Genomic DNA, 18,442 nt, shown 5'->3' with positions numbered 1-18,442 from the left:
TGCGCGGCCCCCGGCCCGACTTGTCCCCAGGAGAGAAGATGTCTTCCGAGACCGAGACCTCAGGCACTCCTCGCGTGCCGTTCTCCTTCGAGCTCTACCCACCGCGTTCGGCGTCGAGCGAGGAAGCGCTGCACGACACCGTTCGACGCCTCGCCGCCGCGGGACCCGACTTCCTCTCGGTCACCTACGGGGCGGGCGGATCGACCGGTGGCCGCTCCCTCGACGTGCTCCGGTTCATCCGCACGCAGACCGACGTCGAGCCACTCGCGCACCTGACCTGCGTCGGCAACAGCTACGCGGGCGCCGCGACGCTGATCCGCGAGTTCCTCGATGCCGGCATCCTCAGCTTCCTCGCCCTGCGCGGAGACCCGCCCACAGGGCAGACCGAGGGCGACCTCGGCGATCTGGAGAGTGCGGCCCAGCTCGTGCAGCTGATCGACCGCGTGCAGGCCGAACGGGCTCCCTACGAGGAGGCACCCGTCCCCGGACTCCCCGGTGCCGCGAGGGTCGATCCCCGCCGCAAGGTGAACATCGCGGTCGCCGCATTCCCGAAAGGGCATCCGCGGGCCACGCACCGCACGCAGGATGTGGAGGCGCTGCTCGCCAAGCAGGCCGCCGGGGCGACCTTCGCGATCACGCAGCTCTTCTTCCACCCTGACGACTACCTGGCGTTCGTCGAACGGGCTCGCAGCGCCGGGGTCACGATCCCGATCCTGCCGGGCATCATGCCGATCACCTCACCGGCGCGGCTCACACGCGTGCTCGAGCTCACGGGGGAGGACCTGCCGAGCGAGCTCGCCATCGCGCTCGACGTCGAGCCGACCGCGGAGGGTCGTCGAGAGATCGGCATCGAGTGGGCCGCACGCCTCGCTCGCGAGGTCGTCGCCGGGGGAGCGCCGGGCGTGCACCTCTACGCCTTCAACCAACACGAGACCGTCCTGACCGTCCTCGCAGAAGCCGGGATTCTCCCGGCCCTGCGTCACTAGACCCCGCCGAAAGGAAAGATCATGACCGCATTCCCCGAGGGCACCATCCTCGGCTATCCCCGGATCGGCCGTCGCCGTGAGCTCAAGAAGGCCGTCGAGGCGTTCTGGGCGGGCCGCATCGACGAGGAGGAGCTCGAGCGGACCACCCGTGAGCTGCGCGCATCGACGCGTGAGCGCCTCGCCGAGTTGGGGCTTGGACGCAAGGACTCCGCGATCCCCGAGTCCTTCTCGTACTACGACCAGGTGCTCGATGCCGCCGTGACCGTCGGGGCCATCCCGACCCGCTTCGAGGACCTCCGCGGTGCCGACGGCACGGTGGGACTCCCCGCCTACTTCACGATCGCCCGCGGGGAGGGCGATCGTGCGCCGCTCGAGATGACCAAGTGGTTCGACTCCAACTATCACTACCTGGTGCCGGAGATCGGCCCGGAGACCGTGTTCTCGCTTTCCAGTGACCGCCTCGTCCGGCAGGTCTCCGAAGCTGCCGCGGCGGGACTGGTCACGCGACCGGTCATCGTGGGCCCCGTCACCCTCCTCGCGCTGGCGAAGGCCTCGGATGACGCCCCGCAGGGCTTCGACCCGCTGTCGCGCCTCGATGACCTCCTCCCGGTCTACGTGGAGTTGCTCGCGCGACTTCGCGCCGAGGGAGCCGAGTGGGTGCAGCTCGACGAGCCAGCGCTCGTGAGCGAGTCGCTCCCTGCATCCGTTGCGCAGCTGGCGGATGCTGCCGCCCGAGCGCTGGACGTGCTCGGACGTGCAACGCAACGCCCCGCGATCCTCGTCGCCGCCCCGTACGCCGACCTCGGTGAGGTCTTCCCGGTGCTCGCGGCCGCGCCGATCGAGGCGATCGCTGTGGACCTCGTGCGCGGCGGCGTGCCCGCCCCGGCTGCAGGGCTCGAGGGCAAGACCCTCGTCGGCGGGGTGGTCGACGGGCACAACATCTGGCGCGGCGACCTCGCGCACGCGTTCGACCGGCTCGAGGCTCTCCGTGCGCTCGGCGCGGCCGTGTCCGCGTCGACGTCGACGTCGCTGCTGCATGTGCCCCACGATGTGACCGACGAGTCCCGGCTCGACGAGCGTCTGGTCTCGTGGTTGGCGTTCGCCGACCAGAAGGTCGAGCAGGTCGGTGTGCTCGCACGGGGACTCAGCGTCGGCCGCGCGTCGATCGCCGCCGAGCTCGACGCGTCGTCCGCGGCCCTGGCTGATCGTCTCGCCGCACCGGGCGTTCGTGACGGTGCCGTCCGCGATCGCGCGCTCAGCACGGCCGACTTCTCCCGCGTCGGGTACGAGGAGCGTGAGACCGCGCAGGAGGCGCTCGGCCTGCCCGTGCTGCCGTTGACGACGATCGGCTCCTTCCCGCAGACCGGCGACATCCGGCGTGCGCGCGCCCGGTTCACGCGTGGCGAGATCCCCGCCGAGGACTACGACGACTTCCTGCGTCGCGAAGTGGCCAGCGTCGTCTCTCTGCAGGAGGACCTCGGGCTCGATGTGCTGGTCCACGGTGAGCCCGAGCGCAACGACATGGTGCAGTACTTCGCCGAGAACCTCGATGGCTTCGCCGTGACCGAGCACGGCTGGGTCCAGTCGTACGGATCCCGGGCCACACGTCCGTCGATCCTCTGGGGCGACGTCTCGCGACCGGCTCCGATCACCGTGGGATGGTCCGCCTACGCGCAGTCGTTGACGAGCAAGCACCTGAAGGGCATGCTCACGGGTCCCGTGACGATCCTCGCCTGGTCGTTCGTACGCGACGACCAGCCGCTCGGTGAGACCGCGAACCAGGTCGCGCTGGCGCTGCGCGATGAGATCGCGGACCTGGAGGCTGCCGGCATCGCGATCATCCAGGTCGACGAGCCCGCGCTGCGTGAACTCCTGCCGCTGAAGAAGGCGGACCAGCCCGCGTACCTCCGCTGGTCCGTCGACTCGTTCCGACTCGCGACCGGTGGTGCCGCTGCGGGTACCCAGGTGCACACGCACCTCTGTTACTCCGAGTTCGGTGTCGTGATCGATGCGATCCGGGCGCTCGATGCCGACGTGACCTCGATCGAGGCGGCGCGCAGTCGCATGGAGGTCGTCGCCGACATCGCCGAGGTCGGGTTCGACCACGGCATCGGTCCGGGCGTCTACGACATCCATTCGCCGCGCGTGCCCACGGTCGAGGAGGTCGAGTCGCTGCTGCGTCGCGCGGTGGAGGAGATCCCGACACGTCAGCTCTGGGTGAACCCGGACTGCGGCCTGAAGACCCGCGGCTACGACGAGACGACCGCCTCGCTGCGCAACATCGTCGAGGCGACGCGCCGGGTGCGTGAGGACGTGAGCGTCCGGGCGTAGCCACCCCGCGACGACACCCTCGCGCAGGGTCGACACCCCCGCAGCGGGTCGACACCCCCGCAGCGGGTCGACACCCCCGCCCAGCGTCGAGGCCCCCTCTCAGAAACGTATCTGGGCGGGGGCCTCGACGGTCAGCGGGGGCCTCGACGGTCAGAGGAGCACGTCAGACCGCTCGGAGCACGGCCACGACCTTGCCGAGCACGACGGCCTCATCACCGAGGATCGGTTCGAAAGACGAGTTGCGGGGCAGCAGCCAGGTGTGCCCGTCGCGACGGCGCAGGACCTTGACGGTGGCCTCCCCGTCGAGCATCGCGGCCACGATCTCCCCGTTCTCCGCATTGTTCTGGGAGCGGACGACCACCCAGTCGCCATCGCAGATCGCGGCGTCGATCATCGACTCACCGGAGACCTTGAGCATGAACAGGTCGCCCTTGCCGACCAGCTGGCGTGGCAGGGGGAAGATCTCCTCCACCTGCTGGTCCGCCGTGATCGGCACACCCGCGGCGATGCGCCCGACCAGGGGTACGAGCGCGGCATCGCCGACGGGGGTCGCGACATCGGCAGGGTTCTCGCCGCTCGCACCGGGCAGATCGATCAGGACCTCCATCGCGCGCGTCTTCCCGGGGTCGCGGCGCAGGTAGCCGCTGAGCTCGAGCTGTCCGAGCTGGTGCGTCACGCTCGAGAGTGACTTGAGGCCGACGGCGTCACCGATCTCCCGCATGCTCGGCGGGTACCCGTGGTGGGCGATCGAATTCTGGATGACCTCGAGGATCGCCATCTGCTTCGGGCTCAGGCTCTTGCGACGGCGGGTCCGCGGTGCCTCCGACTCGGGGGCTGAGTACTCGCTCATGGTGCTCCTTAAGTGCGTGATCCGACGTCGCTCTTCGAATGTCGGAGGCCCGTGGTGTGGTGTTCTCATCGAAACCGTATCCGAGAAACAGTCCGATCTGGAAGATCTGTTCGAGCGTGTCGGGCGAATCGCGTTTCCGGTTTCGAAGAACACTTGACAGATGTTCGAACTCGAAGATATCTTCGGAACGTAGCTTCGCATTCACGGCTCCCGGCCGAGACGGGAATGCGAACGCTACGCCAACTTCCTCCGGGCCCATCGCCCCGAGACAGGCTAAGGAGCACGACATGAGCAGCATCAGCGTCAGCACCGCAACGATCCTCCCGGCACCCGCACGCCCCCACACGCGACTGCGGCTGACGGCACGGGGTCGCGGTGTGCTGCTGGCTCTCGCCTCGGTGCCGCTGGCCATCGGAATCGCTTTCGCGGCACTCAGCGGTGGCAGCGCCATCGCCTCCGGTGTCGATGCTCCCGCCGCGAGTGTCGAGACGTTGACGGTCCTGCCCGGGGACACCCTGTGGTCGATTGCCACCTCGGTCGCGCCGAATGCCGACCCGCGCGTCGTCATCGGAGAGATCAGCCGGATGAACGTGCTCCGTGGTGGCGAGCTCCAGATCGGTCAGGAGCTCGCGATCCCGGCGCAGTACGTGGACTGAGCCCTCACCGCGATGTGCGTCATCCGCCCGACCGGCGGCCTAGCATGGGAAGGGTGACGCTCTCCCTCCACGATCTGCCGCTCCGTGACGACCTTCGCGGGCTGAAGCCGTACGGTGCCCCGCAGGCCCCTCTCCCGGTCGCTCTCAACGTCAACGAGAACACTCATCCGATCCCGGAGGCGGTCGCGAGTGACATCCTCGACGACATCGCGGTGGCGATCCGCGATGTGAACCGGTATCCGGACCGGGAGTTCACGACGCTTCGCGAGGCGTTCGCGGATTACCTCGGTCATGGGCTCACCGCCGACCAGATCTGGGCGGGCAACGGATCGAACGAGGTGCTGCAGCACATCCTGCAGGCATTCGGAGGACCCGGGCGCACCGCTTTCGGGTTCGCGCCCACGTACTCGATGTATCCGCTCATCGCGCAGGGAACGGGGGCACGGTGGATTGCCGGCACCCGGGAGCCCGACTACTCGATCACGCCCGAGGATGCGGCCGCGCAGGTACGCGCTGCTGACCCCGATGTGGTCATCCTCTGCTCGCCGAACAATCCGACCGGGACGCCTCTCGGTCTCGATGTCGTCGAAGCCGTCTACGACGCTGCGCGTGGCGTCGTCATCGTCGACGAGGCGTACCAGGAGTTCGCTCCGCACGACGCCCTCTCCGCGCTGACGCTCCTCGAAGGGCGGCCTCGGCTCGCGATCTCCCGCACCATGAGCAAGGCATTCGCGTTCGCGGGCGCGCGGGTGGGCTATCTCGCGGCCGATCCTGCTTTCATCGACGCCCTCCGCCTGGTCCGACTGCCGTATCACCTCAGCGCGCTCACACAGGCCGCCGCCGTTGCTGCGCTGCGCAACGCCGACGTGATGCTCGGCATGGTCGAGGAGATCGTCGAGCAGCGCGACAGGATCACCGCGACCCTGGAGGCCCTCGGCTACACGCCGCACGAGACGTGGTCGAACTTCGTCCTGTTCGGAGGAGTCGCCGACCCGCGCGCGACCTGGCAGCAGCTATACGACCGCGGTGTGCTGGTGCGTGACGTCGGCATCCCCGGGCACCTGCGGGTGAGCGCAGGAACCGAGTCCGAGACCACCGCATTCCTCGACGCCTTGGCCTCGATAGGATCGGCATCATGAGCAGCCCCGCACTGACCCCGCGCACCGCCAGCCGTGTGCGCAGCACGTCGGAGTCCACCGTCGAGCTCGAACTGAACCTCGACGGGACCGGTGCGAGCCGTATCGACACTTCGGTGCCGTTCTTCGACCACATGCTCACCGCCTTCGCGAAGCACTCGCTCATCGACCTGACGGTACGGGCCTCGGGCGACACGGACATCGACGCGCACCACACCGTCGAAGACGTGTCGATCGTGCTCGGACAAGCCATCCTCGAAGCGCTCGGCGACAAGTCGGGCATCTCGAGGTACGGCGATGCGCTCGTGCCCCTCGATGAAGCCCTCGCGCAGGCGGTCGTCGACATCTCCGGGCGTCCGTACCTCGTGCACACCGGCGAGCCGGCCGGGTTCGAGCACCACCTGATCGGTGGACACTTCACCGGGTCTCTTGTGCGCCACTCGTTCGAGGCCATCACCTTCAACGCCGCACTCACGGTGCACGTGCGCGTCCTCGGCGGGCGCGATCCGCACCACATCGCCGAGGCCGAGTACAAGGCCTTCGCGCGTGCCTTCCGCCAGGCGAAGGCTCTGGACCCGCTGGTCGACGGCATCCCGTCGACCAAGGGTGCGCTGTGAGCAGCGCGCCCCGCGTCGCCGTCTTCGATTACGACTCCGGCAACGTCCACTCCGCGGTGAAGGCACTGGCCGAGGCCGGCGCGGATGCGGTGCTCACCCGAGACCGTCAGACGGCTCTCGAGGCCGACGGACTGCTCGTCCCCGGCGTCGGTGCGTTCCAGGCCGTCCGTGAGGCACTGCGTACCCACGGCGGCGACGAGATCATCGACCGGCGGTTGGCCGGTGGGCGACCGGTGCTCGGGATCTGTGTCGGCATGCAGGTGCTGTTCGAGCACGGTGTCGAGCGCGGACACGACACCGCGGGGCTCGGCGAATGGCCGGGGGCGGTCACCGAACTGAACGCTCCCGTGCTCCCGCACATGGGGTGGAACACGGTCGAGCCCGGCGCGGACAGCGTCCTGTTCCGCGGACTCGAGAAGGAGCGGTTCTACTTCGTGCATTCCTACGCCGCACAGTCGTGGGAGCTCGATGTGATCCCGCCCTTCCCGCAGCCGGTCCTCACCTGGACGACGTACGGCGATCCGTTCCTCGCTGCCGTCGAGAACGGCCCACTCTCGGCCACGCAGTTCCACCCGGAGAAGTCGGGCGAAGCGGGCATCCAACTGCTGCGCAATTGGATCGGCAGCCTCTGACTCCTCCCGTGGACGTCATCCGTTTTGTCACCCGCCCTCGGGCGGACTACCCTCGGTTCTCGTGCCCGCTCCGGGCCGCAGAGCTTCCCGAACCAAGGAATCCATGAACGACTTCGCGCAGTCTCCCTCGCTCACGCTCCTTCCCGCAGTCGATGTCGCCGGTGGCAAGGCCGTCCGGCTGACCCAGGGGGAGGCCGGGACCGAGACCAGCTACGGCGACCCGTTGGACGCGGCGGGTGAGTGGGCGGCGCAGGGCGCCAAGTGGATCCACCTCGTCGACCTCGATGCGGCGTTCGGTCGGGGGACCAACGCGCCGATCCTGCGCAAGGTCATCAAGCAGTTCAAGGGTGTGGACATCGAGCTGTCCGGCGGCATCCGTGACGATGCGACCCTGGAAGCGGCTCTCGAGAGCGGGGCCGCCAGGATCAACCTGGGCACCGCCGCGCTCGAGAACCCCGAGTGGGCCGCCGACGTGATCGGCCGCTACGGCGAGGCGATCGCGGTCGGCCTCGACGTGCGCGGCACGACGCTCGCCGCCCGCGGATGGACCAAAGAGGGCGGAGACCTCTGGGAGGTCCTCGGTCGTCTCGAAGACGCCGGCTGCAGCCGCTACGTGGTCACGGACGTGACGAAGGACGGCACGCTTCGCGGTCCGAACCTCGAACTGCTGCGCGAGGTCACCGCCCGCACGCCGAAGCCGGTCGTCGCATCCGGAGGCATCTCGAACCTCGATGACATCGCCGCGCTCCGTGCGCTCGTGCCGCTGGGCGTCGAGGGTGCGATCGTCGGCAAGGCACTCTACGCCGGCGCCTTCACACTGGCTGAGGCCCTGGATGTCGCAGGAGACTGACGCGCACTCCTGCGGGCCCGAGTCGCACAACCACGGCGACTCCGCCGGTGTCCCCTGGGAGGGGCGCAGCTTCGAGTCGAACCCCCACGCGGCGGACGACGGTTCCGCGGACCCCGCCCTGCTGGCCGCTCTGCTCCGCTTCCGTGCGGGGGAGGGGAGTCAGGTCGAGGTCGTCGACGCGTTCCGTTCCGCGCGCGTGCTGATCCCGCTCATCGCCGAGAAGGGGGAGGAAGGCGTCGCGCCCAACGGCCTGCCGGTCGACAAGACGCAGGAGCTCTCGATCGTCACGGTCGCCGCTCCCGACGGGCGTCGCGTGCAGCCGGTGTTCTCGTCCGTCGAGACGATGCAGGCGTGGGATGCCACGGCGCGACCGATCCCGGTCGAGGCGCTCCGTGCCGCCTTGGCGGCTTCCGCCGAAGATACTGATCTGATCGTGCTCGACCCGACCTCCGAGACCGAGTTCGTCATCCGGCGCCCCGCCGTCTGGGCGATCGCTCAGGGGCACCCGTGGGTGCCGAGCTACCTCTCGCCCGAGGTGGTCTCCGCGCTGCAGGAGAGCGTCGCGCACGAGCTGGCGGTGATCGATGTGGCCGTCGCTGCCGGCGACCCCGACGCGCGCCTGCGTGGTCCGGAGCTGGTCGTGATCCTCGAACTGGTCGATGGGCTCGAGCGCGAGGTGCTCGATGCTGTTCTCGCCCGCCTCGCCCAGCGCTGGGCGTCCGATGACCGCATCGCCGTGCTCGCCGACTCACTGACCGTGAAGCTCCGCCGCAGCGCCTGAGCGTCGCTTCTCGCTTGCGTTCCGGCTGTCAGTTGACCGGACCGGTCCACTTCTCGCCGGGTCCCTTGCCGATCGGGTCGGGGATGGAGGAGGCCTCGCGGAAGGCGAGCTGAAGCGAGCGGAGACCATCGCGCAGCGAGCGTGCGTGCATGTCGCTGATCTCGGGGGCGCCGGCGGTGATGAGTCCGGCGAGGGCGTTGATGAGCTTGCGCGCCTCGTCGAGGTCGAGCTGGGCTGCCGCGTCCGGGTCGTCGGCGAGGCCGAGTTTGACGGCAGCCGCGCTCATCAGGTGCACGGCCGCGGTGGTGATCACCTCGACAGCGGGGACGTCCGCGATGTCTCGGGTGGCCGACGACGCGGCCTCCTCCTGACGTGCCCAGCGCTCTTCGCGCTCGCGTGCAGCCTCGTCCGATGCCTGGTTCGTCACTTCGCCTTGCTTTCTGTTAGACTTTGGCGGGCTCCGGAGCGTCATGCTCCGGATCGAAAGAGGATTCACTTCCCACCCGCGCTTGCCGTTCAAGGCTACCGGGTCTTGCACTCCACCGGCTCCGTTCGCAAAGACGGACCCGGTAGACAGGGTGCGGAGCCGGCGTCTGAATGCCGGTGGGCGGGGACGATTCCGATTTCGCCCGTGATGCAGAGAGCGTCGCGGTGGCCGAATCACATCGTCTAAGGAGTTCCGCATCAGCGATCCCCGTACCAATGAGCGCATCCGCGTCCCCGAGGTCCGCCTCGTCGGCCCCGCGGGTGAGCAGATCGGCGTCGTCCGCATCGAGGCCGCGCTGCGCCTCGCGCAGGAAGCCGATCTCGACCTCGTCGAGGTCGCCCCGAACTCGAAGCCGCCCGTCGTCAAGATCATGGACTACGGCAAGTTCAAGTACGAGGCCGCCCAGAAGGAAAAGGAAGCTCGCCGCAACCAGGCGAACACGATCCTCAAGGAAGTTCGCTTCCGTCTGAAGATCGAGGCTCACGACTACACGACCAAGCTCAAGCGCGCCGAGGGCTTCCTCAAGGCGGGCGACAAGGTCAAGGCCATGATCCTGTTCCGCGGTCGCGAGCAGTCGCGTCCCGAGCAGGGTGTGCGTCTGCTGCGCAAGTTCGCCGAGGACGTGGCCGAGTTCGGCACCGTCGAGTCGAATCCGACCATCGACGGTCGCAACATGGTCATGGTCGTCGCGCCACTCAAGAGCAAGTCGGAGGCCAAGCAGGAGCAGAACGCCGTCCGCGATGCTCAGCGCGCCGACAAGAAGCAGGCTGCTCGCGACGCGAAGGCCGACGCCCCGGCCGCCGCTCCGGCGGAGTAGCTCCCGCCCCCAGAACTCCCGCACCGCGGGTTGACACCGTCGCCTGAGAAGGCGCCATACGAAGGAAGAGAAGATGCCGAAGCAGAAGACCCACTCGGGTGCTAAGAAGCGCTTCAAGATCACCGGTAGCGGAAAGCTGAAGAAGCAGCAGGCCGGGATGCGCCACAACCTCGAGCACAAGTCGAGCCGTCGCACCCGTCGTCTGAACCAGGACCAGGTGCTGTCGAAGGCTGACACCAAGGTCGCGAAGAAGCTTCTCGGCCGCTGACGCGTCCGAACGCACGAATAGGAACACAGGAAAATGGCAAGAGTCAAGCGGGCAGTAAACGCCCACAAGAAGCGCCGGGTCATCCTCGAGCGCGCCTCCGGTTACCGCGGTCAGCGTTCGCGCCTCTACCGGAAGGCCAAGGAGCAGGTCATCCACTCCCTGGTCTACTCGTACCGGGACCGTCGCAAGCGCAAGGGCGACTTCCGTCGTCTGTGGATCCAGCGCATCAACGCTGCGGCTCGCCAGAACGGCATGACCTACAACCGCTTCATCCAGGGCCTCGGCCTCGCGGGTGTCACGGTTGACCGTCGTATGCTCGCCGACCTCGCGATCAACGACGCGGCGACGTTCACGACGCTCGTCGAGACGGCGAAGAAGGCTCTGCCCTCCGACGTCAACGCGCCGAAGTCGGCTGCGTAAGCACCTCTTCACACAGGGCGCTCTCCTTCGGGAGGGCGCCCTGTGGCGTTTCTCGGGGGAGTACGGCCCTTGCGTGGATGGTGCGGGAACCGGCTGTGCGTTCCCTAGACTGTGATCGTGCTGGAGAACCCGCGTTCGCCCCGAGTCCGTGCCGTCGCCAAGCTGACCAAGCGCAGCGCGCGCACCGAGACCGGCCTGTTCCTCCTCGAGGGGCCGCAGTCCGTTCGTGAGGCGCTCACCTACCGTCCGGAGGCGATCGTCGAGCTGTTCGCGACACCGAGCGGCTGGGAGAAGCACCCGGACATCCGGGGGAAGGCTGCCGACGCCGACATCGACGTCGAGTATGTGACCGAGTACGTGCTCAACGCGATGGCCGACACGGTGACTCCGCAGGGGCTGGTCGCGGTCGTCCACCAGACGCCGACGTCGGTGCGTGACATCTTCGAGGCCTCTCCGCGACTCGTGGCGATCTGCGAAGAGGTCCGCGATCCCGGGAATCTGGGCACGATCATCCGTGCCGCCGACGCCGCGGGTGCCGATGCGGTCGTGCTGACGGGGCGAACCGTCGACCCGTACAACCCGAAGGTCGTCCGTGCCACGACCGGTTCGCTGTTCCACCTCCCCGTGTCGGTCGGGGGTGATCTCGCCGACGTGGTCGCCCGTGCCCACGCGGCAGGCCTCCGCATCCTTGCGGCAGACGTGAAGGGTGACGACCTGCTCGTAGCCCGAGCGGAGGGCACTCTCGCCGAGCCGACCGGCTGGCTCTTCGGCAACGAGGCCCGTGGTCTCGAAGACGATGCGCTCGCGCTCGCCGATCGGGTGCTGAAGCTGCCGATCTTCGGTCGCGCCGAGTCTCTCAACCTGGCGACCGCCGCCAGCGTGTGCCTCTACGAGAGCGCCTTCGCTCAGCGGGCGGACTCCGCCGGCTGAGCGAAGCACACGAAGGAAGCGGGAAGCCGAGTCGATGAGGATTCTGATCGTCGAAGACGACGACCGGGTCGCCGGCGCGCTCGAAGCGTTCCTCGCCCGCTCCGGCTACGCCACGGTTCGTGCCGCGGACGGCACGGCAGCGCTGGAACTCCTCGGTGCGGACACCGAGGTCGTCCTCCTCGATCTGGGTCTTCCCGACGTCGACGGCATCGATCTGTGTCGCCGCATCCGCGGGCGGTCGGAGGTGCCGATCGTGATCGTGACGGCGCGCAATCAGGTCGCCGAGCGCATCAAGGGACTGCGTGCGGGCGCGGACGACTTCGTGGTGAAGCCGTATGACGTGCATGAGCTCCTCGCCCGGATCGAGGCCGTGACCCGACGATCGCGTCCGATACGCCCGGAGTCCGACGCGCGGGTCCTGCTGCACGGCGGTGAGCTGCAGATCGATCTCGTGGCACGTCAACTGTCGGTCGACGGGGTGCCGATCGACCTGACACGCAAGGAGTTCGACATCATCGCCGTGCTCGCGCGCTATCCGGGCGTCGCCGTGCCGAAGGAGCGTCTGATCCGCGAAGTATGGAACACGGACTGGCGGGGCTTCGGCCACTCGCTCGAAGTGCACGTCGGGGCGATCCGGAAGAAGAGCGGGGCCCGGGGTCTCATCGAGACCGTCCGCGGAGTCGGCTACCGGCTGGCGGGCTCCTGAGCCATGCGCCGGCGTCTGGTCATCGTCTTCCTCGTGCCCCTCGTGGCGATCCTGGTCGCGCTGGGAGGCGCCGCGGGCTGGAGCGCTGCGCGCAGCGTCCAGCAGGCCTTCTACACGCAGCAGCTCGGTGATCTCGGCTACTTCGTCACGAGCGCCCGGCAGGCCCTCCGCTCCGGCAGTGCCGCGGTGATCGAGGCGGAGGCGGCGAGGTTCCGGGAGGTCTACGGGATCGAGGTCACGGTGTTCGACCTGGGTGGGAGTATCTGGGCGGCGGGCGACGACAGCCCAGGGGTGCTCGCGGAGGACGACGCGGAACGAGTCAGACTGGCGCTGTCCGGCCGGCGCGCGGAGCAGCCCGCGGCGGTGTACCCGTGGACGGTCGCCGATGCCGCCCTCGCCGAGCCGGTGTTCGACGACGGGGATGTGATCGGGGCAGTGCTGGTCGCCGGTGACGCCGACGCGCCGCGCGCGGCGATCCTGCAACAGCTTCTGCTCATCTCCGCCATCGCGCTGGTGCTGATCGCCCTCGGAGTGCTGCTGGTGTTCCGTCTCGCCCGGTGGGTCCTCTCGCCGGTCGGGCGGCTCGACGAGGCGATGGCGGCGATCGAGCGCGGCGAGATGGATGCGCGTGTCGCGGAGGATGCCGGTCCACCGGAGCTGCGTCGCATGGCCAGGGTGTTCAACGGGATGGCCGACCAGATCGAGCGGGTGATGACCCGGCAGCAGGAGTTCGCGCTCAACGCCTCGCACGAACTGCGCAACCCCCTCAACGCTCTTCTCCTGCGCGTCGAGCACCTGGCGACCGGACTCGGACGCGAGTGGGACGACGACGTCGAGGAGACGCGGGAGGAGGGACGCCGGATGACGCGGATCCTGGAGACGCTGCTCGGCCTCGCCCGCGGCGGACGCACCGATTCGACCATCTCCGCGGTCGACCTGGCGACGCTGGCAGCCCGTCGTCTCGACGCTTGGCGGGACGTGGCAGGACAGCGGGGGATCTCGTTGCAGACGTCAGGGGAGTCGTCCGTCATGAGCGTCACCGACCGGACGATCGTGGAGAGCGCGTTGGATGCCGTCATCGACAACGCCGTGAAGTACTCGCCGGAAGGCTCAGGGATCGAGATCGGTGCGGAGCGCTCGGGTGACGTCTGCCGGGTCACGGTCCGGGATCACGGGCCCGGGCTGACGCCGGAGCAGGCGGCCGCGGCGACGGACCGGTTCTGGCGGAACGCCGACACTCAGGACACGCCCGGTTCCGGTCTCGGGCTCGCGATCGCAAGCGACCTGCTCGAGACCGTGGGCGGGGAACTGACGGTCTCGTCGGCCGAGAGCGGCGGTCTCCTCGTCTCGCTGCTGCTCCACGACAGGACGAGGCCATGACCGCGCCGGTGCTGCGGCGACTCACCGCCGGCCTCCTCTCGTTCCTCCTGGTGGGAGCGTTGGCCGCGTGCAGTCAGCGCGCGAACGAATGGACCGACGGGGAGTACGTGATCGCCGCCGGCGGGTCCACCGGCGTCTATTACGACTACGGCAGTCATCTCGCCGAGGAGCTGTCGGGCTCGCTGGACATCGCGATGTCGGCTGACGAGACGGCCGGATCCGTCGACAACCTGTTGCGCGTGAGCTCCGGAGAGGCCGTGATCGGGTTCGCCCAGGGCGACGCGGCCGCGGATGCCGTGGCGGGAACGGGCGCGTTCGATGACCCGCTCCCGGTGCGCGCTCTCGCGCGTCTGTACGACGAGTACGTGCAGATCGTCGTGCGCGGGGACTCGGAGATCGATGACATCGGCGACCTGGCGGGTCGGACGATCTCCCTCGGGGCGGAGAACTCCGGGGTGACGGTGATCGCCGGACGCGTGCTGGACGCGGCCGGCGTCGACATCGCCACGATCCGGAACCCGCAACTCGACCTCAGCGAGTCCATCGACGCGATGGGGCGGGGAGAGATCGATGGCTTCTTCTGGGTCGGCGGATTGCCCACCCCCGGTGTGGCGGAACTCGCCGACACCTCCTCCGTCCGGTTGCTCGCGATCGAGCAGGAGTGGGTGAACGAGGTGAACGACCGATACTCGCACGCGTACCGGCCCGCGGAAGTGCCGGCAGGGACCTATGGGCTCGTCGCCTCCGCGCCGACCATGGCAGTGCCGAACTATCTCGTCACGGCGTCCGCAACCCCGGACGCCGTCGCGAGGGACATGCTCGCAGGGCTGTTCGAAGCACGCCTGCGTCTCGCGGCGGAGGTGCCCACAGCCGCGCTGCTGGACCGTCGCTCGGCGATCTTCACCGCCCCGGTCCCGCTGCATCCCGGCGCGATCGACTACTACCGGGACTTCCGCGGCTGACGGCTCAAGAAATCCTCAAGAAGTCTGACACCGGGCTCGACGCTCTGCCAAGGTGAGGTCGATCGCACACGATCGGATCCTGCTGCTCAGCTGTCGTTGGGGGGCGAGGCGGCAGGACCATCCCGCGGCCCGTGGGGGCGGGCCGTGGGGTACCCATGCAGAGCTGCATTGGTGCCGCGATCAGGTGATTACGAACGTGTAAATCTCACCGATGACCCTGGAACCCGGGGTACGACGTGGCTAGCTTGGAGAAATGATGACCTCTGATACCCCGCTCGTCGTGGTCGAGAACGTCCAGAAGCACTACGGCGAGTTCCAGGCGCTCACCGACATCGACCTGAGCGTGAACCCGGGAGAGGTCGTGGTCGTGATCGGCCCGTCCGGCTCCGGCAAGTCGACGCTGTGTCGCACGATCAACCGCCTCGAGACGATCACCAGCGGCAGCATCCGCATCGACGGCAAGGAGCTGCCCGCCGAGGGTAAGGGGCTCGCTCACCTGCGGGCGGACGTCGGCATGGTGTTCCAGTCGTTCAACCTCTTCGCCCACCTCACCATCCTCGAGAACGTGACCCTCGGTCCGATCAAGGTCCGTGGGCTCAAGAAGGCCGATGCCGAAGCCGAGGCGATGCTCCTGCTCAAGCGCGTGGGCGTGGAGCAGCAGGCGTCGAAGCTCCCGGCTCAGCTCTCGGGTGGTCAGCAGCAGCGCGTGGCGATCGCCCGTGCTCTGGCGATGCAGCCCAAGGTGATGCTGTTCGACGAGCCGACCAGCGCCCTCGACCCCGAGATGATCAACGAGGTCCTCGACGTCATGGTCGAGCTGGCGCAGGACGGCATGACGATGATCGTCGTCACCCACGAGATGGGCTTCGCTCGCAAGGCCGCCGATCGCGTCGTCTTCATGGCCGACGGGCGGATCGTCGAGGAGGCCAAGCCCGAGGAGTTCTTCACGAACCCGAAGAGCGACCGTGCCAAGGACTTCCTCTCGAAGCTCCTCACGCACTGACGGCCCACACACCGACCACACAGACCCTGCACACACAGCACACGAAGGAGACGCACATGCGACGCACACGGACACTGGCGGGCATCGGAATCGCGGCGACAGCACTGCTCGCGCTCACGGCCTGCAACAGCGGCAGCCCGTCGACGCCCGGTGGCACCGATGGCGGTGACGCCGGAGAGGACAGCACCTGGTTCGAGGTCGCGACCGACGTCCAGCTCGAGGGCAGCCCCACGTTCGACAACATCAAGGACCGCGACCAGGTCGTCATCGGTGTCAAGGAAGACCAGCCCGGTCTCGGCTACCTCGACGTGACCACCGGTGAGCGCACCGGATTCGATGTCGACATCGCCCGCTGGATCGCCGCCTCGCTCGGCTACGACGAGGACAAGATCGAGTTCAAGCCGATCGCCTCCGCCAACCGCGAGCAGGCCATCGTGAACGGCGACATCGACTACTACGTGGGCACGTACTCGATCACCGACAAGCGCAAGGAGCAGATCGCCTTCGCCGGCCCGTACTTCATCACCGGGCAGGGACTGCTCGTCGCGGCCGACGACGACACCATCAAGAGCGAGGACGACCTGAACGCCGACACCACCGTGTGCTCGGCCACCGGCTCCACGCCCATCCAGAACATCCGCGAGAACTACCCGGATGTCCCCACCAAGGAGTTCGACCTGTACTCGGCCTGTGTCGAGGCGCTGCTCTCCGGCGAGGTCCAGGCGGTCACGACCGACCAGGCCATCCTCATCGGCTACGCGGCTCAGGACCCTGACAACCTGAAGGTGGTCGGTGAGCCCTTCACCGAGGAGCGCTACGGTGTCGGCCTGGCGAAGGACGACGCCGCGCTGCAGGAGTTCATCAACACGATGTTCACCGACGGCGGCGACATCTGGCAGGCGATCTTCGACAAGAACCTCGGATCGTCCGGCATCGAAGTCAGCCAGCCGGCCGTCGACTGATCGAACAGAGGGGGCGGCTCCAGGGCCGCCCCCTCTCCGAATCGTGAAGGGGAGGGTGGCGTGGACGTCATCTTCGGAAACCTCGACCTGTGGGGCGAAGCGCTCAAGAACACGCTGATCATCTTCTTCGGCGGTGGACTGCTCGCGCTCATCCTCGGGATCATCGTCGGGGCGGCCCGCGTCTCACCCGTGCCCATCGCGCGCGGTGTCGGCACGGTGTACGTGAACCTGATCCGCAACACCCCGCTGACCCTCGTCTTCTTCTTCTTCATCTTCGGCTACCCGCAGCTCGGGCTGCCGAAGCTCAGCACCACAGTGCTGGGCATCCTGGCCATCGGCATCTATACGGCCACCTACGTGGCGGAGGTGCTGCGCGCCGGTATCAACACCGTCCCCGTCGGCCAGGCGGAGGCGGCCAGGGCGATCGGCCTCCCGTTCGGACAGGTGATGACTCTGGTCGTCCTCCCGCAGGCGTTCCGCTCGGTCGTGCCACCGATGATGAGCGTCTTCATCGCGCTTCTGAAGAACACGACCGTCGCGGCGGGCTTCTCGATCCTCGAGCTCGGAGCCGTCCGCTCCTACCTCAGTGAACGCGGAGAGAATGCGCTTTCGGTGCTGCTCTGGGTGGCCGTCATCTTCGTCGCGCTCGTCCTGCTCCTCAGCTGGCTCCAACGGTATCTCGAGAACAAGTGGAGGATCGCGCGATGACTTCCGTCCTGTACGACGTCCCGGGCCCCAAGGCGATCCTGCGCAACCGTCTGATCGGTGTCGCCACCGTCGTCGTGGTGCTTGCCCTGCTCGGTTTCATCGGCTACCGCTTCTACGTGAGCGGACAGTTCGACGCGTCCCGGTGGTACGTCTTCACCTTCAGCGCCGTCTGGGAGCAGATCTTCGGTGCGCTTGGCCGAACTCTCGCGGCGTTCGGGCTCGCAGCGATCCTCGCCATCGCGCTGGGATTCGTGCTCGCCATCGGTCGGATGTCCGATCATGCCTGGGTGCGTGTCCCCGTCACGGCGATCACCGAGATCTTCCGAGCCGTGCCGGTCCTCGTCTTCATGATGCTGCTCTACTACGGTCTGCCCGTCGCAGGCGTCAAGATGGACCCGTACTGGGCCGTCGTCCTCGCGCTCATGGCGTACAACGGATCCGTGCTCGCCGAGGTGCTCCGCGCCGGCGTCGAATCCCTGCCCCGAGGGCAGAAGGAGGCCGGCTACGCGATCGGTCTGCGCAAGAGCGGCGTGATGCGTCTGATCCTGCTGCCACAGGCGATCCGGGCGATGCTCCCCGTGATCGTGGCCCAGCTGGTCGTGACGATGAAGGACACCGCGCTCGGTTTCATCATCACGTACCCCGAACTCCTCTACTTCGCGAAGCAGCTCACGTCTCAGCAGGGACGCCCCGTGCTGCAGTCGGCGTTCGTCATCGGCGGCATCTACATCATCATGTGCCTGATCCTCTCCGGGATCGCCAAGTGGCTGGAGATCCGCACCCGACGCTCGCCGCGTGGGCACGACGGCGTTCCGGCCGGCGGCGTGGATCCGCGTCCGCACCAGGACGGCACCGATACCGAACTGATCACGCTGCAGCGCGGTGGGGGCGGGTTCGGCGGACCACCGCCTCAGGGCATCTGATCCGGTTGCGCCGTCGGTCGGTGGGGCGACGCGCCGG

21 protein-coding genes are annotated in these 18,442 nt (G+C 68.1%); 19 read left to right on the top strand and 2 right to left on the bottom strand.

Annotation, left to right across the window (positions count from 1 at the left end; genetic code table 11):
* Positions 1 to 38: 38 nt before the first annotated feature.
* Together LVJ59_RS15060 and metE are read left to right on the top strand one after the other, a co-directional pair.
* Complete coding sequence (locus LVJ59_RS15060; protein ID WP_232763646.1) at positions 39 to 986, top strand: methylenetetrahydrofolate reductase; 948 nt, start codon at positions 39 to 41, stop codon at positions 984 to 986.
* Between the two features lie 21 nt (positions 987 to 1,007).
* A complete protein-coding gene (metE, locus tag LVJ59_RS15055; protein WP_232763645.1) occupies positions 1,008 to 3,317 on the top strand; it encodes a 5-methyltetrahydropteroyltriglutamate--homocysteine S-methyltransferase in 2,310 nt (769 codons plus the stop codon).
* 163 nt (positions 3,318 to 3,480) lie between these two features.
* Here metE and lexA read toward each other — a convergent pair whose 3' ends face one another.
* Positions 3,481 to 4,167, bottom strand: a complete 687-nt coding sequence (lexA, locus tag LVJ59_RS15050; RefSeq protein ID WP_047524321.1) for a transcriptional repressor LexA — start codon at positions 4,165 to 4,167, stop codon at positions 3,481 to 3,483.
* Between the two features lie 287 nt (positions 4,168 to 4,454).
* Between lexA and LVJ59_RS15045 the strand changes: the two genes are divergently transcribed.
* The 6 genes from LVJ59_RS15045 (at position 4,455) to LVJ59_RS15020 (ending at position 8,839) form a co-directional block, all read left to right on the top strand.
* Positions 4,455 to 4,823 (top strand): LysM peptidoglycan-binding domain-containing protein, encoded by a 369-nt coding sequence (locus LVJ59_RS15045; RefSeq protein ID WP_134351672.1) that lies wholly within the window; start codon positions 4,455 to 4,457, stop codon positions 4,821 to 4,823.
* A gap of 44 nt (positions 4,824 to 4,867) precedes the next feature.
* Positions 4,868 to 5,962 carry a histidinol-phosphate transaminase gene (locus tag LVJ59_RS15040; protein ID WP_197055679.1) on the top strand — a complete coding sequence of 365 codons (1,095 nt, stop codon included), beginning with the start codon at positions 4,868 to 4,870 and terminating at the stop codon, positions 5,960 to 5,962.
* Positions 5,959 to 6,576 (top strand): imidazoleglycerol-phosphate dehydratase HisB, encoded by a 618-nt coding sequence (gene hisB / locus LVJ59_RS15035; protein ID WP_232763644.1) that lies wholly within the window; start codon positions 5,959 to 5,961, stop codon positions 6,574 to 6,576. The genes LVJ59_RS15040 and hisB overlap by 4 nt, the downstream gene beginning before the upstream one ends.
* Positions 6,573 to 7,208: an imidazole glycerol phosphate synthase subunit HisH gene (gene hisH, locus LVJ59_RS15030; protein ID WP_047524325.1), complete on the top strand. Its 636-nt coding sequence runs from the start codon at positions 6,573 to 6,575 to the stop codon at positions 7,206 to 7,208. Before hisB ends, hisH begins: the two co-directional genes overlap by 4 nt.
* A gap of 103 nt (positions 7,209 to 7,311) precedes the next feature.
* Positions 7,312 to 8,058, top strand: a complete 747-nt coding sequence (gene priA / locus LVJ59_RS15025) for a bifunctional 1-(5-phosphoribosyl)-5-((5-phosphoribosylamino)methylideneamino)imidazole-4-carboxamide isomerase/phosphoribosylanthranilate isomerase PriA (RefSeq protein WP_232763643.1) — start codon at positions 7,312 to 7,314, stop codon at positions 8,056 to 8,058.
* The gene (locus LVJ59_RS15020; protein ID WP_232763642.1) at positions 8,042 to 8,839 is read left to right on the top strand and encodes an SseB family protein; all 798 of its coding nucleotides are present in this window, start codon (positions 8,042 to 8,044) and stop codon (positions 8,837 to 8,839) included. Before priA ends, LVJ59_RS15020 begins: the two co-directional genes overlap by 17 nt.
* 28 nt (positions 8,840 to 8,867) lie before the next feature.
* Here the strand turns inward: LVJ59_RS15020 and LVJ59_RS15015 are convergent, their stop codons facing one another.
* Positions 8,868 to 9,266 (bottom strand): DUF1844 domain-containing protein, encoded by a 399-nt coding sequence (locus LVJ59_RS15015; protein WP_047524328.1) that lies wholly within the window; start codon positions 9,264 to 9,266, stop codon positions 8,868 to 8,870.
* Positions 9,267 to 9,498: 232 nt separating this feature from the next.
* Between LVJ59_RS15015 and infC the strand changes: the two genes are divergently transcribed.
* The 11 genes from infC (at position 9,499) to LVJ59_RS14960 (ending at position 18,405) form a co-directional block, all read left to right on the top strand.
* Positions 9,499 to 10,143, top strand: a complete 645-nt coding sequence (gene infC / locus LVJ59_RS15010) for a translation initiation factor IF-3 (RefSeq protein WP_081997100.1) — start codon at positions 9,499 to 9,501, stop codon at positions 10,141 to 10,143.
* Positions 10,144 to 10,216: 73 nt separating this feature from the next.
* A complete protein-coding gene (gene rpmI, locus LVJ59_RS15005) occupies positions 10,217 to 10,411 on the top strand; it encodes a 50S ribosomal protein L35 (RefSeq protein WP_017828564.1) in 195 nt (64 codons plus the stop codon).
* Positions 10,412 to 10,444: 33 nt separating this feature from the next.
* Positions 10,445 to 10,831 carry a 50S ribosomal protein L20 gene (rplT, locus tag LVJ59_RS15000; protein ID WP_047524330.1) on the top strand — a complete coding sequence of 129 codons (387 nt, stop codon included), beginning with the start codon at positions 10,445 to 10,447 and terminating at the stop codon, positions 10,829 to 10,831.
* Positions 10,832 to 10,948: 117 nt separating this feature from the next.
* A complete protein-coding gene (locus LVJ59_RS14995; RefSeq protein ID WP_232763641.1) occupies positions 10,949 to 11,761 on the top strand; it encodes an RNA methyltransferase in 813 nt (270 codons plus the stop codon).
* Between the two features lie 34 nt (positions 11,762 to 11,795).
* Positions 11,796 to 12,467 carry a response regulator transcription factor gene (locus LVJ59_RS14990; RefSeq protein ID WP_232763640.1) on the top strand — a complete coding sequence of 224 codons (672 nt, stop codon included), beginning with the start codon at positions 11,796 to 11,798 and terminating at the stop codon, positions 12,465 to 12,467.
* Between the two features lie 3 nt (positions 12,468 to 12,470).
* A complete protein-coding gene (locus tag LVJ59_RS14985; protein ID WP_232763639.1) occupies positions 12,471 to 13,847 on the top strand; it encodes a HAMP domain-containing sensor histidine kinase in 1,377 nt (458 codons plus the stop codon).
* Positions 13,844 to 14,809 (top strand): TAXI family TRAP transporter solute-binding subunit, encoded by a 966-nt coding sequence (locus LVJ59_RS14980; protein ID WP_232763638.1) that lies wholly within the window; start codon positions 13,844 to 13,846, stop codon positions 14,807 to 14,809. The genes LVJ59_RS14985 and LVJ59_RS14980 overlap by 4 nt, the downstream gene beginning before the upstream one ends.
* A gap of 256 nt (positions 14,810 to 15,065) precedes the next feature.
* The gene (locus LVJ59_RS14975) at positions 15,066 to 15,812 is read left to right on the top strand and encodes an amino acid ABC transporter ATP-binding protein (RefSeq protein WP_194239376.1); all 747 of its coding nucleotides are present in this window, start codon (positions 15,066 to 15,068) and stop codon (positions 15,810 to 15,812) included.
* Between the two features lie 56 nt (positions 15,813 to 15,868).
* Positions 15,869 to 16,774 (top strand): glutamate ABC transporter substrate-binding protein, encoded by a 906-nt coding sequence (locus LVJ59_RS14970; RefSeq protein WP_047524335.1) that lies wholly within the window; start codon positions 15,869 to 15,871, stop codon positions 16,772 to 16,774.
* 60 nt (positions 16,775 to 16,834) lie between these two features.
* Positions 16,835 to 17,482 (top strand): amino acid ABC transporter permease, encoded by a 648-nt coding sequence (locus LVJ59_RS14965; RefSeq protein WP_047524336.1) that lies wholly within the window; start codon positions 16,835 to 16,837, stop codon positions 17,480 to 17,482.
* Positions 17,479 to 18,405 carry an amino acid ABC transporter permease gene (locus tag LVJ59_RS14960; RefSeq protein ID WP_232763637.1) on the top strand — a complete coding sequence of 309 codons (927 nt, stop codon included), beginning with the start codon at positions 17,479 to 17,481 and terminating at the stop codon, positions 18,403 to 18,405. Before LVJ59_RS14965 ends, LVJ59_RS14960 begins: the two co-directional genes overlap by 4 nt.
* Positions 18,406 to 18,442: the final 37 nt, after the last annotated feature.

This window comes from Microbacterium sp. KKR3/1, assembly GCF_021272365.1.
Taxonomy (GTDB): Bacteria; Actinomycetota; Actinomycetes; order Actinomycetales; family Microbacteriaceae; genus Microbacterium; species Microbacterium aurugineum.
Note: the sequence above shows the minus strand (reverse complement) of the source record. Positions and strands in the feature narration are given on the sequence as shown.